The sequence below is a fragment of the Sphingomonas sp. BL-S-29 genome, from assembly GCF_055521495.1.
In genome coordinates, this window is the sequence record NZ_CM145482.1 from 3,467,347 (window position 1) to 3,483,086 (window position 15,740).

The 15,740-nt window shown below is 67.5% G+C and carries 14 protein-coding genes; 4 read left to right on the forward strand and 10 right to left on the reverse strand.

Going from position 1 to position 15,740, the window contains the following annotated elements; genetic code table 11:
• The first annotated feature begins 15 nt into the window (after nt 1–15).
• A complete protein-coding gene (locus tag ACZ1I2_RS16415) occupies nt 16–1,323 on the forward strand; it encodes a hypothetical protein (protein WP_465176528.1) in 1,308 nt (435 codons plus the stop codon).
• 42 nt (nt 1,324–1,365) lie between these two features.
• Here the strand turns inward: ACZ1I2_RS16415 and ACZ1I2_RS16420 are convergent, their stop codons facing one another.
• The 4 genes from ACZ1I2_RS16420 to ACZ1I2_RS16435 are packed head-to-tail and all read right to left on the reverse strand — an operon-like array spanning nt 1,366 to nt 7,369.
• Nucleotides 1,366–2,214: a phosphodiesterase gene (locus ACZ1I2_RS16420; protein WP_465176527.1), complete on the reverse strand. Its 849-nt coding sequence runs from the start codon at nt 2,212–2,214 to the stop codon at nt 1,366–1,368.
• A gap of 19 nt (nt 2,215–2,233) precedes the next feature.
• Nucleotides 2,234–4,033 (reverse strand): cytochrome c3 family protein, encoded by a 1,800-nt coding sequence (locus ACZ1I2_RS16425; protein WP_465176526.1) that lies wholly within the window; start codon nt 4,031–4,033, stop codon nt 2,234–2,236.
• 7 nt (nt 4,034–4,040) lie between these two features.
• The gene (locus tag ACZ1I2_RS16430) at nt 4,041–4,919 is read right to left on the reverse strand and encodes a hypothetical protein (RefSeq protein WP_465177126.1); all 879 of its coding nucleotides are present in this window, start codon (nt 4,917–4,919) and stop codon (nt 4,041–4,043) included.
• On the reverse strand, nt 4,916–7,369 hold the full coding sequence (locus tag ACZ1I2_RS16435; RefSeq protein ID WP_465176525.1) for a cyclic nucleotide-binding domain-containing protein: 2,454 nt from the start codon (nt 7,367–7,369) through the stop codon (nt 4,916–4,918). The genes ACZ1I2_RS16430 and ACZ1I2_RS16435 overlap by 4 nt, the downstream gene beginning before the upstream one ends.
• A 130-nt stretch (nt 7,370–7,499) precedes the next feature.
• Here ACZ1I2_RS16435 and ACZ1I2_RS16440 point away from each other — a divergent pair, with 130 nt between their 5' ends.
• Nucleotides 7,500–8,438, forward strand: a complete 939-nt coding sequence (locus ACZ1I2_RS16440) for a tetratricopeptide repeat protein (protein ID WP_465176524.1) — start codon at nt 7,500–7,502, stop codon at nt 8,436–8,438.
• Nucleotides 8,439–8,539: 101 nt separating this feature from the next.
• Here the strand turns inward: ACZ1I2_RS16440 and ACZ1I2_RS16445 are convergent, their stop codons facing one another.
• Nucleotides 8,540–10,786 (reverse strand): CHASE2 domain-containing protein, encoded by a 2,247-nt coding sequence (locus ACZ1I2_RS16445; protein ID WP_465173082.1) that lies wholly within the window; start codon nt 10,784–10,786, stop codon nt 8,540–8,542.
• A gap of 74 nt (nt 10,787–10,860) precedes the next feature.
• Entirely contained in the window at nt 10,861–11,262 is a 402-nt protein-coding gene (locus ACZ1I2_RS16450) for a (deoxy)nucleoside triphosphate pyrophosphohydrolase (protein WP_465176523.1), read from the reverse strand.
• A 96-nt stretch (nt 11,263–11,358) separates the two neighbouring features.
• On the opposite strand from ACZ1I2_RS16450, the gene ACZ1I2_RS16455 reads away from it, so the two are divergent.
• Together ACZ1I2_RS16455 and ACZ1I2_RS16460 are read left to right on the forward strand one after the other, a co-directional pair.
• Complete coding sequence (locus ACZ1I2_RS16455) at nt 11,359–11,532, forward strand: Flp family type IVb pilin (RefSeq protein WP_465176522.1); 174 nt, start codon at nt 11,359–11,361, stop codon at nt 11,530–11,532.
• A gap of 127 nt (nt 11,533–11,659) precedes the next feature.
• Nucleotides 11,660–11,827, forward strand: a complete 168-nt coding sequence (locus ACZ1I2_RS16460; RefSeq protein WP_465173079.1) for a Flp family type IVb pilin — start codon at nt 11,660–11,662, stop codon at nt 11,825–11,827.
• Nucleotides 11,828–11,946: 119 nt separating this feature from the next.
• Here the strand turns inward: ACZ1I2_RS16460 and ACZ1I2_RS16465 are convergent, their stop codons facing one another.
• From ACZ1I2_RS16465 to ACZ1I2_RS16480, 4 genes are read right to left on the reverse strand one after another with little or no spacing between them, the layout of a single operon-like run.
• Nucleotides 11,947–12,894 carry an acetyl-CoA carboxylase carboxyltransferase subunit alpha gene (locus tag ACZ1I2_RS16465; RefSeq protein WP_465176521.1) on the reverse strand — a complete coding sequence of 316 codons (948 nt, stop codon included), beginning with the start codon at nt 12,892–12,894 and terminating at the stop codon, nt 11,947–11,949.
• 12 nt (nt 12,895–12,906) lie between these two features.
• A complete protein-coding gene (locus tag ACZ1I2_RS16470; protein WP_465181667.1) occupies nt 12,907–13,767 on the reverse strand; it encodes a tyrosine-type recombinase/integrase in 861 nt (286 codons plus the stop codon).
• Nucleotides 13,768–13,820: 53 nt separating this feature from the next.
• Nucleotides 13,821–15,608 (reverse strand): hypothetical protein, encoded by a 1,788-nt coding sequence (locus ACZ1I2_RS16475; RefSeq protein WP_465173076.1) that lies wholly within the window; start codon nt 15,606–15,608, stop codon nt 13,821–13,823.
• Nucleotides 15,589–15,726 carry a hypothetical protein gene (locus ACZ1I2_RS16480; protein WP_465173075.1) on the reverse strand — a complete coding sequence of 46 codons (138 nt, stop codon included), beginning with the start codon at nt 15,724–15,726 and terminating at the stop codon, nt 15,589–15,591. The genes ACZ1I2_RS16475 and ACZ1I2_RS16480 overlap by 20 nt, the downstream gene beginning before the upstream one ends.
• Nucleotides 15,727–15,740: the final 14 nt, after the last annotated feature.

Sequence of the window (15,740 nt, forward strand, 5' to 3'; positions counted from 1 at the left end):
GAATACCACCCTATCATGGAAGGAAGCAGAGTCGAGATGCCGGGCGAGACGATACCACCGCCTTGCCCCTTGTTTCGCGACACCGTGATTCCGCGCCGCATCGGCGACTTGGATGACGATGGCCTTCGACCCGACACCGCGCTGCCGCTCGCCGAGGCGCGCCTCGTCTTTGCCGATCATGCCTTGTTGCAGAACGACTTCCCCTCATTGCGGGACGATGCCCTGGCAGCGGGCGGTTGCCCGCTAGGTGAATACGACGCCGTGCGCGAAGCGTGGCTGCTCGAGCACGCCGCGCTCATCTCGGTGACGCAGGCGGCGCAGGACATCACGAACACGCCGGTCGCCACCCGCGACGCGCCTCGCCGGGTGTGGCGGCCCACGCGCTATGGCCGCGCCTTTCTGTCGGACACCGGATGCGGACTGCTGGATCTGAAGGGCACCGGCCGGGAACCGAATTGTGCGCCCGCGCTCGACGTGCACAGCAACGGCCTGTTGCTGATGCGCGACGGATTGCGCGAGATCCTGTTCCAATGGATCATCGAGGCCGTCTTTCGGCATGCGGCGCCCCATTTCTCCACCGTGCCGGTCTATGGGTTCATCGACACGGGCTTCGGCGCGACCTCGCGGTCCGGGGCCGTCGAGCCCGCGGGGATCATGGTGCGACGCGCCCATCGTCGGGCACGGGGCAATGTCGATCTGCCTATCAGCGGCTCGCGCGACGAGGCGGTGAAGGTCGAGATCGAGCTGTTGCTGCGTCACTATGGGATCACCTCGGCGAACCGCGGCACGCGCTTCCTGTTTCACGACGAGGAGGAACTGATCGCTTCCTACGCCGGAACGCTCGTGCCGAGCCTTTCGTCCGACGATGCGGCGACGGTGCGCGGCTGGATGCGGGGTGCGCGCCGGCTCGCCGGGGACGGCATGAACATCCAGACCGTGCGCGCGCCGGACGACCGGACATCGTTCGACGCGCAGCTGGTCGATTTCGGCCAATATCAGGTGCGCGGGCGTTTCGACGATCCGCTGGTCAGCATGGGATATGGGCGCCTGCTGAACTGGAGCGCGGGATTGTGGCCCAACGACCCGCATTTCGTGCAGCCGGTTCCGGCGCTTGCCCTGTCGGTCGAGCGATGGGGGTTTGGCGCACACAGCGCGACCGGTCCCGAACGAGGGAAGCGCAAGGACGGCGAAGGAGCGACGCTGTTCACGGCGGCGCTCACGCGCGATTTCCGCGATGGCCGGCTTACCGGTGGCGAGGTGCACCGGGCGATGCGCGATTATATCGCGGATACGGTGCGCGCATGGCCCGGCGTTGCGGCGTGAACATGGGCGAACCGCGCGACGCCGGTCAGGCCGGACGCTCCCTCAACCCGACCGTTCCTCGAACATCTGCCGCACCAGCGGCTGCATGCCGTCGTCGAACGCCGCGAGGATGGCATGGTCCTGCACGGTATCGAAATGGCTTGCCAGGCGTCCCCCTTCCCAGCGGTGCAGCGTGTAGCCGGGCGGACCGTCGCTGACCATCGGGCGGCCGTCCGGACGGTCGGGGTCGATCGGCGAAAGGTCGAGGGACAGTTCCGCCCCGGTGGCGCCACCGATGGTGACGGCGATCCCGTTCCACAGGGTGACGATCGGCCGGTGGAGATGGCCGCACCAGATCGCGCGGATCTGGCGATGTCCGGCGATCGCGTCGGTGAAGCGCGCGATCCAGGGCTGGTCCGGGCCCGGATCCATCCATTCGATGCCGACATCGAGCGGCGGGTGGTGCATGACGATCACGGTCGGGGTGTCAGGCTGCTCGGCGAGGCAGACCTTGAGCCATGCCGCCCGCACCTCGCAGAAGCCGCCGCCGTGCCGCCCAACCTCCAGCGTATCGAGGACGATGATGCGCAGCCCCGGCAGCATGATGCCGTACTGAACGAAGCCCGCGACCGACGGCACCTGCGGGAAGGCCCGGGCGAAATTGGCGCGGTCGTCGTGATTGCCGAGACAGGGATAGACCGGGAACCGACAGGCGCCGAGCGCTTCGGCGAGGCGGGCATAGCTTTCGGCATCGCCGCGATCGGCCAGGTCGCCGGTCGCGACCATCAGGTCAGGGCGATTCCGGCCTGTCGTCAGTTCGGCCAGCACCCGGTCGAGGCGCTGGCGGTTGGTCTCGTCCGGATTGCCCGGATCGAAACCGAGATGGATGTCGGTGATCTGCGCGATCAGCATGATCCCCTCTCCCTGGTTGTTATGGCGGACCCGACGCAGGTACGGCGACCGGCAGCGTGCGGATGCGGGCCCTGATTGTCGAGGGCATCCAGGGCGCGCCGGCTTTGGCGTGATAGCTGTGGCACATGGCGCAGCCCGACGGCACCTTGGCCGCGGCGCCCTCGCCGGCGTGGCAGGTGCGGCAGGTCCTGATGCCCGGCAGGAGCAGATCGTCGGCCGAGCTGGATTGCCGGGCGGTGTGGCAGCTCTCGCATTTTTCGGTGCGGTGCGCGGCGTGATCGAACCAGCCGTGCATCATGTAGCGCATCGGCTGATGCACCGGCAGCACTGTCCAGTCGGCCGCCCCGCCCGCCCCTGGTGGCGTGACGACATGGCAGTCGAAACAGGCGCCGTTCTTCGTGAACACTGCCCTGATCGCGGCGTCGGCATTGCTCGGCCGGCCGCCCGGGCCGAAATAGGCGTGATAGACCTGGCCCGGGGCATAGACGCCGGGGCGGCGGCGATCGCCCGGGCCGGGCGCGCTGGGCGGGTTCGCGCGGTAGGTCGCGCGCAGATCGGCGATCATCTGCGGGACGTCGCCGTGGCGCAGGGTGCGTACCGTTCCGCCGATCCGGTCGAAGCCGAGGCTGTGGCACATCTGGCAGCTCTGCTCCATCCGGACGGGCAAGAAACGGACCCCGTCCGCGCTGGGCTTGTGGCAATCGGCGCAGACCAGCGCGTCGCCGAAGCCGTTCCGTGCCTTCATCGTCTGCGCCATGCGCGCGACGCCGCCGCGCGTGTCGAGGTGGAGATTGTGGGGGAATTTCAGGCCGTTGTGCTCGGTCGGCAGGCGATCGAGCGACGCACGCGCCAGCACGGGGGTGGCACCCGGCACGGTCGCGATCAGCGGCTGGAATTGCGGATGGCTGGTGCCGAAATCGCCGGCATCGCCGATTTTCGTGTCGGTCAACCGGATCTTCAGCGAACCATGGCAGTCAGCGCAAAAGGCCTGAGGCGTCGGCGGCATCGGCCCGGCGCCTTCATGTTCGGTGTGGCAATCGACACAGGCGCCGGGGCCGGGCTTGCCGAAGGTCCGGGCGACCTTGGCGAGCATCCGTCCGGTGAAGTCGGGCGCGGCGCGGGCGCCGGCGAGGCGCGCGGGCGGCGCATGATCGTGCACGTCCTTGTGGCAGGCCCTGCAGCTGTCGTCGCGCACCGAGACGAACGCCTTGACGTGGCAGGCCTCGCACTTGCCCTCCAGCGCATGATGCGCCTGACTGAGCGGGCCGCTCGACCAGCTATGGTCGGCCCTGAGCGCATAGGTGCTGCGCGTGTCGCCGCGGTCGCGGTTGAGATAGCTCCAGACCGGCCAGGCGAGGAAGCCGAGCAACACCGCCGCGACGAGTAGCCAGGCGGTCGAGCGCTTGCCCGGGAGCAGGCCCTTGAGCGAATAGGCGTTCGCTTCCTCGCGCTCTTCCGCGGTGTCGGAGATCGCCCCGACCCGCGCGACGGTCAGCACGATCTGCCCCCCGGCATCGCGCGTCACGGTGATGCGGTGGCCGCCGAAACCGAGCTCGGCGCCCCTGGCGGCGTTGATCTCGCCGCGCCGTACGGTGCGGCCGTCGATCTCGAAGCCCAGGGTGCCCAGCGCGACGACGGCGACATAACGGTCGTCGCGGCGCTCGATCCGGGCGTGGCGCGGATCGACGGCGAGATCGGGCAGCGCAATGTCGTTCTCGGCGCCGCGGCCGATCGTCACGGCATCGCTGTCGATCTGGGTCGAGCGCACGATCTCGCGGTGATCCGCGGTGAAGCTGATCTGGCGGAGCAGGAAGGTCACGCCGCCGTCACCAGTAGAAGAACACGCTGACGATATGCGCGGTGAGCGCGGCGATCAGCGCGAACGTGAAGGGCACATGCACATAGAGCCAGATCTCCAGCATCGCCTTCAACCGCAAATGCCGCCGGACTTGCGCCAGCATCGCCATTTTGCGGTCGAGCAGGGCATCGACCCGCTCGAGCGGGTCGTCGCCCATATCAGGGCGTGGGCCGGTGCGTTCGCGAATGGTGTCGAAGGTGCGCTGGGTGGCGCAGCGCGGATAGCGGCCCGACAGGCGCGCGATCAGACCGCCGCCGAACGGGTCCTGTTCGAGCGAGTGGCGGACGAGTTCGGCCTGGCGCTGGCCGAGCGGCTGGGCGGCGTCGTGGAGCTGGCGGTCGATCGCGCGGAGCGCGTCGAGCATCTGGGTCTGAGTCATCTCCTCGCGATTGGTGCTGAGATAGCCCGGGATCGCGGCATAGACGGTGATGCCGTAGAGGCCCGACAGGATGACCAGCATCATCAGCGCATAAGCGAGGGTGTGCACGTTCCAGCCGAACTGGAAGCCGGTGTGCAGGGTCGCGATGACGATCAGGCTGAGCCCGAGATAGACATGCGCGCTGGTCCAGGCCTTTAACGACCATCGGCCGCTGGTCATCGCGCGTTTGCGCACCCCCAGCAGACTGAGCCAGAGGATCAGCAGCACGCCGATCGTGCCGAGCGTATAGCCATAGGGCGAGCCGCCATTGGGGCGCGGCGTCACGTCGATCAGGGCATAGCCGAGGATCGCGATCAGGCTGATGACGAGCGCGATCTTGAGCCAGCGGAAGCTCTTGTGGCGCAAGAATCCCTCGTGCAGCGCGACCTTGCCCGGGCGCGTCGCTCCACGGGAGGCGCGGCTGGCTATGACTGAGTCCCCTGTTCGAGCCGCGCGACGGTGAGGAACTCCTCGGGCGCGACGCGGATCGCGGCGCCGGTCGGGCAGGCACGGACGCAGGCCGGGCCGCCATCGATGCCCGAGCACATGTCGCACTTGATGGCTTTCTTCGGCTTCTCTACGCCCGGTTTGGCGTGTTTGTTGCGCCATTTCTTGGTCGGCTCGCCCGGGCCGGGGCCGATGCCGAGGAACATCCAGCTGAGCAGGCTCGGTTTCTTCGGCGGCACGCTGTCCATGCGGATCACGCCATAGGGGCAGTTGCGCTGGCAATTGCCGCAGCCGATGCAGGTGTCGTCGATCACCACCTCGCCGTCCGGCCCGCGATGGATCGCGTTGGGCGGGCAATCGGCCATGCAATGCGGATGCTCGCAATGCCGGCAGCTGGTCGGCACATGGAGATGGGCATAGGTGCGTCCCGCCTCGCGATCGAGCCGCGACAGGCCCTCATGACTGTCGGCACAGGCCTTTTCGCAATTGTCGCAGCCGACGCACAGATTCTCGTCGATCAGCAGCACGTCGGTCGCCTCGCCGATGCCGTTTTCGACCAGGAAGGTCGCGGTCTGCGAATACATGTCGACCACGCCGGAGAAGCTGTCCTTGCGGCTCTCGACAAAGGCGTTGACGTTCTGGCGCTGCGCCATGTCGGCACGGGCCTTTTCGAGCAGGCGCGGCTTGGCCTCCATCAGCCGGCGGAAGGCAGCGCCGGGGAGCTTGATCACTTCGGACTTGATCGCGGCCTTGACCGTCGCGGTGCGCCTGCCACCGCCGATCAGCGCCATTTCGCCGACATAGGAGCCGGCGGGGAGATAGGAGAGGAAGACGGGTTTGCCGCCGACATTCTTCTCGACGATCATGCTGCCCACACGAATGACGAAGATGTCCTCGCCCGCCTCCCCTTCGGTGATGATCGGCTCGCCGGCGCGCACCGTCTGGATTTCCGACGCGTCGAGAAGCTCGGCGATATCGGACGAGGTGAGGCCCGAGCCGAACAACTGAAGCAATTGGCGCTCGACCGAGATGCGGGTGACCGCGCGCTTGGCGGCAGGGACCGATGCCATCAGCTTGAGCGCGGCGGTGCGCGAGACCTCGACCGCGATCATGTCGGTGCCGGCGCGCACCGTGGCGCCGCGGCGGCGGCCGGAGATCAGGCCGACCTCGCCGAAGATCGAACCCTGTTCGATCGGGACGGTGATCGAGGGATCGCCCCTGTCGACCTGAACCAGCGCGGTACCCTCAGCGATCGCGAACAGCGAGGAGCCGGGATCGGCGCGTTCGACGATCACTTCGCCCGCCTTGTAGGAGCGCACTTCGGAATCGAGCATGAACTCGCGCATCTGCAGCGGCGACAGGTCGTGAAGAATGGTGATGTTGGCGCGCAGCATCTCCAGCCAGTCGTCGACCGAGCGCTTCGCCTTCAAGCGGGCGAACTTGGCCTGGAGGATCGGCTCGTCAGCGGGTTTCAGGCTGCTGTTGCCGTTGATGAACTCGACGACGTCATAGCCCTGGTTCATGCAATGCTTGATCAGCGGATAGCCGGCGAGCGCGCCGATCACGAAGATGCCGGGCTTGGTCGATTCGAACACGGGCGAGAGCCTGGGAAAAGCCTCGCGGTCGGCGCTGCTGAACTCGATGCCGCAGCTTTCGACAAAAGCGCGGGGTGCGGCCGAGCCCATGCGAGCGATGATCCGGTCGCAGCGGATCGTCTCCTGCCCGTCGCGGGTTTCGAGCACCAGCTCGCCTGGGCGTACCTCGGCGGGGGTGGTTTCCAGCCGGATCGAGATGCGCCCGGCGTCCGCCGCCTCATTGAGCAATTTGACGTTGGCGGCCTTTGACCGGGCGAAATCGGCGGAGCGGTTGAGGATGGTGACGATATTGCCCTGCGCCATATCGGCCGCGAGCCCGAGCGCATTCTCGATGCCCGCATCGCCCGAGCCGATTACGGTGATATGCTCGTCGACATATTCGCCGGGATCGTCGAGCTGATACTGGACGTGCGGCAGGGTCGATCCGGTGCAGCGCATCAAATTGGGATTGCCCTGTGTGCCGATCGCCAGCACGATCGTCTCGGCATTGACGGTCGACCCGTCCGTGAGCGCGATGCGGAAATCGCCGCGCTCGCCTTCGATCGCCTTCACCTCGCTGCGGTAGCGGACATTGATGCCATGGCTCGCGGCGAGCTTGTCCCAGATGCCGAGGATGACCTCACGCTTGCCCGCGTCGAAGTCCATGTCGGAGCGGAGCACGAGCTGGCTGGGCGTCGCCATGACGTGCTTGCCCTTCTGGTATTTGAAGATCGTGTCCGAGAGGTGGTCGGTCTTTTCCAGCAGGACATGGCTGAGCTTGAGCTGGGCGGCGCGCGCGGCGGCGCTCAGCCCCGCGGGACCCGAGCCGATGATCGCGATGCGGACCCGGTCCGTCACGCACACTCCCCCAAAGCACCGGCCGCGGAGGATGCAGGCCCGTTCAGGATTGCATTTGCCGCTGGCCGGTACACACTAGCATGATGCGCGCTCGGCGCCAGCCTCAACAAGGTAAAGCCAAAGGATAGCGATGGAACCGGGCAAGCAAAAGTCGAGGACCGGACTGATCCTGCTGGTATTCGCGGTGGTGATTCTGGTCGTCGCGATAGGCTGGTCGGTGTTGGGCAGCGGCGGTCTCGAGAAAAAAGGCCCTTCTTCCGTGGCTTCGCCTGCGCTCGGCGGGCCGCCAACACTTGCCGCGATCGAGGAACGGACACGAACGACGCCGAATGATCCTGAGGCATGGCTCGCGCTCGGGCAGGCGCAGACCGATCTCGGCCGCCATGCCGAGGCGGCACAGGCCTATGAGCGCGGCACCCGGATCGCCGCAGGACGCGCCGATCTGTGGTCGGCGCTGGGCGAAGCGCGAGTGATGGCCAGCGCCGACAGCCCGATGCCGGCGCCGGCGCTCGACGCGTTCCGCAAGGCAGCGGCGATCGACCCGAAGGACCCGCGCGCGCGTTATTTCCTGGCGGTGGCGCGCGACCTGGCGGGCGACCACAAAGGCGCGATCAATGACTGGTTCGCCCTGTTGCAGGACACGCCGCCGGGCGCGCCCTGGGAGCGCGACCTGCGCCGGACGATCGAGCAGGTCGGCAAGATCAACGGGATCGACGTGGCCGGCCGGCTGGCGGCAGTGAAGCAGCCGGCGCCGCATCCGCTGGTGCCGGGCAGCGCGACCGCTACGGCGCCGATCCCCGGGCCGAACGCCGAGCAGATGCGCGCCGCCGCCGCGCTGCCGCCGCACGAGCAGGATGCGATGGTGCAGAACATGGTCGCGGGGCTGGAGGCAAAGCTCCAGGCCAATCCGGACAATGTCGATGGCTGGATCATGCTGATGCGCAGCCGGATGACCCTGGGCGAACCGGCCAGGGCAAGCGCGGCGCTGAAGGCGGCGGTGGCGGCCAATCCGGGGGCGACGGCGCGGTTGCAGGCCGAAGCGACGGCGCTCGGGGTACCGGGCGCTTGAAGCGCGGAGATGGGAAAAAGGGGTCAGAGGGGAAAAAGGGGTCAGAGTGATTTATCGGTTGCGGGCGGCCGGAAATTCACTCCGACCCCTTTTTTGCGCCCCTATTTCTCGGTCGCCGAGAACACCCCATCCCAAGCCTCACCCGGCGGATTGGCCGCGAAATGGGCGATCCGATCGCGGATCAGCAGATAGAATTTGCGCAGGCCATAGCTGGTCGCGGACCCCTGCCCCGTTTCGGCCAGCGCGTCGGCCTTTGCCCAGTCCTGCGCTCGATAGGCTTCGAGCATGGCCTGATGGCGTAGCGCGAAGTTGCGGAAGCTTGCCTCCTGCTCCAGGCTTTCGTCGCCGAGCAGGGCGAAGATCTCCTCGGGCGCGTCACGGCCGACGACGCGGACATGATCGAGTGCGACGATGGCGAACTGGGGCAGATGGCGACGCAGGTCCTCGCCGATCGCGATCTGCACGCCGTAATATTTGGTCAGCCCCTCGATGCGCGAGGCGAGATTCACCGTGTCGCCGATCAGCGAATAATTGAGCCGCTGCGCCGAGCCCATATTGCCGACGCAGCAGGGCCCGGCGTTGAGGCCGATGCCGATGCAAACCTCGCCCGGCCATACGCCCCCGGTCTGGCCGCGCATCGCGAGATTGATCTCGCGCAGCCGCCTGGTCATGCCGAGCGCGCCGCGGGCGGCATTGGCATATTGATCGGGGTCGTCGAGCGGGGCGTTCCAGAAAGCCAGCACCGCATCGCCGATGAACTTGTCGATCGTCGCCTTGCGGGCGAGCAGGATGTCGCACATCGGCGTCAGGAACGCGATCAGGAACTGGATGATCTCCTGCGGAGTCAGCTTCTCCGACAGCCTGGAGAAGCCGCGGATGTCGCAGAACAGCACGGTCATCTCGCGCTCCTCGCCGCCAAGCTCGAGGCTGCCGGGATCGGCGACGATGCGCTTCACCATGTCGGGCGAGAGATAGCGGTCGAACGCCTGGTGAATGTACGCGCGCTGCCGTTCCTCCCGGTAATAGGTCAGCGCCGTCTCGATGACATAGACCAGGGTAAGGCCGAGCACCGGCCAGGTCGGATCGAGCAGCAGCTGGTCGCGGCTGAACGCCATCCAGCTGCCGCCGGCCAGGCCTCCCACCATCACCATGCCGAGGACCGCGCCGCGCGTCGCGCCCAGCCAGGGCAACGAGAAAGCCATGACCAGGCCGAGGACGAGCAGTGCCGCGCGCTCGGCACCCCGCGCCCAGTCGGGCTGGCGCAGGAAGCTCTTCGTGATGATCTGCTCGAGCGCCTGGGCATGGATCACCACGCCCAGCTCCGTCTCGGCGAGCGGAGTCGATTTCAGGTCGTAGAGGCCCTGCGCGCTGGTACCGACAAAGACCACCTGCCCCGCGAAGTTGCGCTGCATCTCGGCCGCCGACATCCGGCCCGTCATGACCTTCCACGCCGGCACGATCCGTTCGGGATGCGGCGCCGTGTAATACATTACGAGCTGGCCTGACCGAGTCGTCGGCACCTCCGAATCGCCGACCTTGAGCGACACGACGTTCGGGCCGCCGCTTCCCAATTCGCCGCTGGCATCGCTGGATTTCACGATCACCGACTGAGTCCGATAGGCAGTGCGGAGCGCCTCGAGCGAGAGCGCGGGCAGCAGCTGGCCGTTCTGAGTCGAGATCAACGGCGCCTTGCGCACGATGCCGTCGCTATCGGGTGGCAGGCTGACGAAACCCAGGCCGGCGGCCGCGTCGCGCAGCACGGGCAATGGCTGGATCGCGCCCGTATAGGTCGCCTTGCCAGTGCTCGGCGGCGAGCCGGCAACCGCGAAGCCCATCTTCGGCTCGACCTGACCGCCCTTCTTCTCGCCGGTCAGGAAAAAGGCCAGCGCGACGGTCGACTTCCTGAAGGTATCGGCGAGCACGGCATCATTGTCGGGCAGCGTGTCGAGCGCCGCGACGACTCGCGCATCGCCGCCCTGCCGCTTCACGCGCTCGGCCAGCTGAGTCGGCGAGGTGCGGTCGGGTTCCGAAAAGACGATGTCGAAGGCCACCGTGGCGGCGCCGGCATCGGTCAGGCGCCTGGTCAGCTCAGCAATGTCAGTGCGGGGCCAAGGCCATTGGCCCAGCCGGCGCAGGGTCTCGTCATCGATATCGACGATACGGACGCCGGCATCCTGCCAGGGTCGCGGCTTGGCGCGCTGATAACTGTCGAACAGCAAGGACCCGATTCGGTCGATCGCCGGCACCCCGACCATCTGCAGGCCCAGCATGACCGCGAGCACGGCAAGCCCGGGCAGAATCACCCAGGCCTTTGCCCGCAGGCCCTTGAGCAAAGGCCGTCCCGCCATTCTCCCTCCCCCGGGGGTTCGCCCGCCTGTGTGTATCACAGAATACGGATCGGCCCCAGTTTCGGACGCCTTGCTCAGACCAGCGCCATCAGCCGCCCAATCAGCGGCAGGTCAGCGGGCGGCATGTCGAGATCGTGCAATGCCTCCGGCAGGCACCATAAAAGTTCCTCCGCATGCAGCGCGCGCGGCGTGCCGTGCCAGGCCCGGCAGATATAGAGCAGCAGCAGCAGGTGACGGCCGGCAAGGGGCTCGCTGGCAAAGGCAGCGGGTTCGAGCTGAGCCGGGTTCACGACGATGCCCAGTTCCTCGGCGAGTTCGCGGATGAGTGCCGCTTCCGGCGTCTCGTCCGGCTCGACCTTGCCGCCGGGGAACTCCCAAAGGCCCGCCATCATCTTGCCCATGGGTCGCTTCTGCACCAGCACCCGGCCTTCACGATCGATCAGCGCCACCGCGACGACCGGAAAAAGCCCTGCCATGACAACATCTTCCATGGCCTTCGCCATTCATTAACGCTCCTACATTAACGTTCGGGGGATTTTTCCAGCCGGGACCAACCATCAATGGCGCGCAACATGATCAGGACGCTGGTGAAGAACCGCAAGGGCGCCACCGCAATCGAATATGGCCTGATCGCGGCGCTCGTCGTCATCACCATGATCGCGTCCTTCACCCAGGTCGCGCGGACCACGACCGACATGTGGGGCAACGTCAACACGAAAATGGAAAACGCGCGCTCGGGCCGCTGACCGGCCCCGTAAAATTTCCTGGAGCGGCTTAAATGTTTCTCAACCTTGCGATTCTAGTTTGAGCTTGCTGGCCCGGTTCACCGGATCAGCCGGGTACTGAAGCTTTAGACCATTGGAGACCGGAATCATGCAGACCATCCGCAAGTTCATCAAGAACAGCAAGGGCGCCACCGCAATCGAATACGGCCTGATCGCCGCACTGATCGCCGTCGCCGCGATCGCCGCGATGCAGGGCCTGGGCAACCAGCTGCGCACCACCTTCGAGAACGTCTCGTCGAACATGAAGGCTTCGTAAGCTCTTACCAGCTTGACGAAATGGGGGCGGCGGAACTTCGGTTCCGCCGCCCTTTTCGTGGTGCCATCGAAAATATACTTCTTTCCTTCAGCTCCCGCTCGCGGAAAGAGGGGGGGATTTTAGAGCCTGCCGATCGCCAGGAATTTGTCGCGTCGCCCACGGCGCAGCTGATCGGCACCCTGATTGCCCAATTCAGCCAACGCGCCATCGAGCGCATCGCCCAGGCTGGCGATGGCAAGCGCGGGATCGCGGTGCGCGCCGCCCAGCGGCTCGGGCACGATCGTGTCGATCACGCCCAGTTCCTTCAGGTCCTGCGCCGTCACCTTCATCGCCTCGGCCGCCTCGGCCGCCTTGTCGGCGGTGCGCCACAGGATCGAGGCACAGCCCTCGGGCGAGATCACTGAATAGACCGCGTGCTCGAACATCAGCACCTTGTTGCCGGCGGCGAGCGCGATCGCGCCGCCCGAGCCGCCCTCCCCCACCACCGCCGAGATCAGCGGCACACCGAGCGCGAGGCATTGTTCGGTCGAGCGGGCGATCGCTTCGGCCTGGCCGCGTTCCTCGGCCTGGACGCCGGGAAAGGCACCCGAGGTATCGACCAGGGTCAGCACCGGCAGGCCGAACCGGTCAGCGAGCTGCATCAGGCGGATCGCCTTGCGATAGCCCTCGGGCTTGCCCATGCCGAAATTGTGGCGGAGGCGGCTGGCGGTATCGTCACCCTTTTCATGGCCGATCACCATGACCTTGCGCCCGCGGAAGTTCGCGAAGCCGCCAAGGATCGCCTGATCGTCGCCGAACGCGCGGTCTCCGGCGAGCAGCATGAAATCGTCGAACAGCCCGGCGACATAGTCCCTGAAGTGCGGACGCTCGCCGTGACGGGCGACCAGCGTCTTCTGCCAGGGCGTCAGCCGGGAATAGGTGTCGCGCAGGAGCTTGTCGGATTTCGCCTGGAGCCGGGCGACCTCCGAATCGATATCGACCGCGCCATCGGCGGCGGTCTCACGGAGTTGGTCGATCCGGCCCTGAAGCTCGGCGATCGGTTTCTCGAAATCGAGGAAGCTTGCCATCGGCCGCGTCGGTTAGGCCCCGCGCCTCTTCACGTCAACGAGGGGATGGCGGGTGTTAACCAACTCTACCAGCCGACTGGCATCGACATGGGTATAGATTTCCGTCGTGGCGATATCGGCATGGCCCAGCATCGACTGAAGCGCGCGCAGATCGGCGCCACCCGCGAGCAGATGAGTCGCAAAGGCATGGCGCAGGACGTGAGGGCTGACCCGGTCGGGCGGGATGCCCGCCTCCGCCGCGAGCCCCTTGAGCAGCTGGTAGAGCCGAACGCGCGACAGGAAGCTCTTGCCCGAGGGGAAGAGCCACGGGCGATCGGTCGCGACATGAGCGCGCCACGCCGCCACCGCGGCACGGGCGCGATCCGAGATCGGCACCAGCCGTTCGCGACCGCCCTTGCCGCGCAGGATGAGATAGGGGCGATCGGGCGCTATCGCGTTGCGCGGGAGCGAGACCAGTTCCGTGGCGCGCAGGCCCGAGCCGTAGAGCAGCTCGACCAGCGCGGAGAGCCGGAGATCGTTGGGATCGGGCGGCACGCGCTCGATCCGCTCAGCGATCGCCGCGAACAGCCGGTCGACATCGTCATGACCGAGCACCTTGGGCAAAGCGCGCTGCGCCCCCGGCCGGGGCAAGGCGGCGCCGGGATCGTCGGTGCGGTGGCCTTCATCGGCAAGAAAGGCGAAGAAACGGCGAAGCGCGGCCGATTTGCGCGCGACGCTCGATCGGGACAGATCGAGCCACTGATCACCGAGACGGGCGAGATCGGCCGCCGAGGCGGCCGCGAGACCGCCCGCCAGGAAGGAGGACGCAAGCGCCAGGTCGCTGCGATAGGCAGCGATGGTGTTCTTCGCGGCCCCGGCCTCGGCGGCCATCATCTCGAGGAAGCGCTCGATCAGCGCTCGGTCGCTGCCCGGGCCGGGCGTGCCGGTCAAAGTCGCGCCAGCGCCTCGGCGGCGATCATCCGTGCCTCCGCCTCGAGCCCCACCACCCTCAGCGCGGTGACGATATGATAGAGCGCCTCGGGCGGCACCCCCCGCCACAGCCGGGTCTGCATGCCGACCGCGGCCAGCAGCAGCACCGTTCCGGGCTCACGCCCGCGCGCGGCACGGCTGAGCGCGCGAGTCCAGGCATTGTCGACCCCGATCGCCACATCGAGCGAGCGCGCACCGCGCTCCACGTCGTCCGCCGACAGGCGGCCCAGCCCCGCCATGCCGGCGAAGAACAGGCGCTTCTTCAGGCCGCTCGACTCGCCAGCACCCGCGTAGCGGTTGACGTCCGACCAGCTCGACGAGGCCGATGCCGGATCGGCCAGGGCAAGCATCGCCCAGGCATCGCCGCCGGCAGGCACGCTCGCCCGCCAGCGCATCGCACCACGATCGATTCCGGCCGTGAGCATCGAGGCGACGATACGGTCGGCGTCAGCGCCCTGCGTGCCGGCGGGGATCCGCGCCGCGGCGCGCGCGGTCAGGATCAGGCGAGCGAAACGCGCGTCCGCCGTCTTCGGCTGATCCCAGAGCTGCTTCAGCGCGTCGAGCCGGCCCTGCATGTCGGCCGCGGAATAGGCGCTGCGCAGATCCCGGGCGACGCCATTCTCGGCTGAGGACTGATCGTCCTCGTCGATCTCGCCGTAGAGGTCGACCAGCGCCGCATTCGAGAAGACGCCGCGCACCGCGGCCTGCTCGGCGGGCGCCGCGCGCATGCGGGCCACCAGCACAGGGGATTGCGCGCGCCACGCCTGGACGTTGGGGGAGACGGTGGCGAACAAGGCTTCGGGGATCTCGACCGCCGTCGCGCTGGCGAGGCCGTAGCGCCACGCGGTAAGGCGATCGACACTGTCCCATTCGATCGTCACCGCCTGCTGCCCGCGCGCGCCGGTGCCGGCGACCTTCTGGGCCAGGAACAGGTCGATTCCGTTGACGAGACCGTTGTTGCGCGCCGCCTTCATCAGTGCCTCGGCCTTGCGCGGTTCGCCAGCGAGACCGGCACAGATTGCCTGCGCCACGACCCAGGCGCGCTCGCGGCGCAGCTGGGCGCCGCCGTCAGCGACTGGACACAGGGCGCCGGGATCGCCCGTCGCCAGCGCGGCCTGCATCGCGATTTCGTAGAGTTTGGGCGTGAAGTTGTCGCCATCGACGCTCTGCACCACGCCGCGTGCCGCGACCGATTCGCCCATGCGCAGCAACAGCCAGGCGCGCTCGGCGGCGAAATCGGCGCCATTGATGCCGCGCGGCGTGTCGACGCGCGAAACCAGCGCGCGCCTGAGGGCAATCGACAGCCAGCGCGACGCGATCGGCACATCGAGACGGCGCATCAGCGTTTCGAGATAAGGACCATCGGCATTGCCGAAGGCGCGCGGCGTCAGGCCCCCGCCATCGGGGCCGACCGGACCGACCGATGCCAGCGACCGGCGCGCATAATCGGGCATGTCGTAGCGCGCGAGCAATGCCGGATCGACCGGCGCGGGAACACCCGGCGTGGCGGACGGTGTCGGACTTGGTGTGACACCGTCCTCCGGCGTCAGCGTCGTCGCCGCAGGGCGCGGCGTGGCAGACCCCGAAGGCGTGGCCGCGGGGGTCGGCGCGGGCGCCGCGACGGGATCGCCGAAGCCGGGCGGCAACAGCGATTCGGGCTTGTCCTGACCCAGCGCGGGAAGCCCCACGCCGACAAGTACCGCGGCGATCGCGCCGAGCGCGACGCTAGTTCGAGAGATTCGCAAGCGGCACTACCTTCTCGACGCGGGTCAGCGGCTTTTCGTTCGTACGCCCGGCCAGGAAAAACAGGCCCCCAACCACGACGACCAGGATGACGATGAGCGCTATCAGCGAACGGGACATGAGCGAACCTTGTA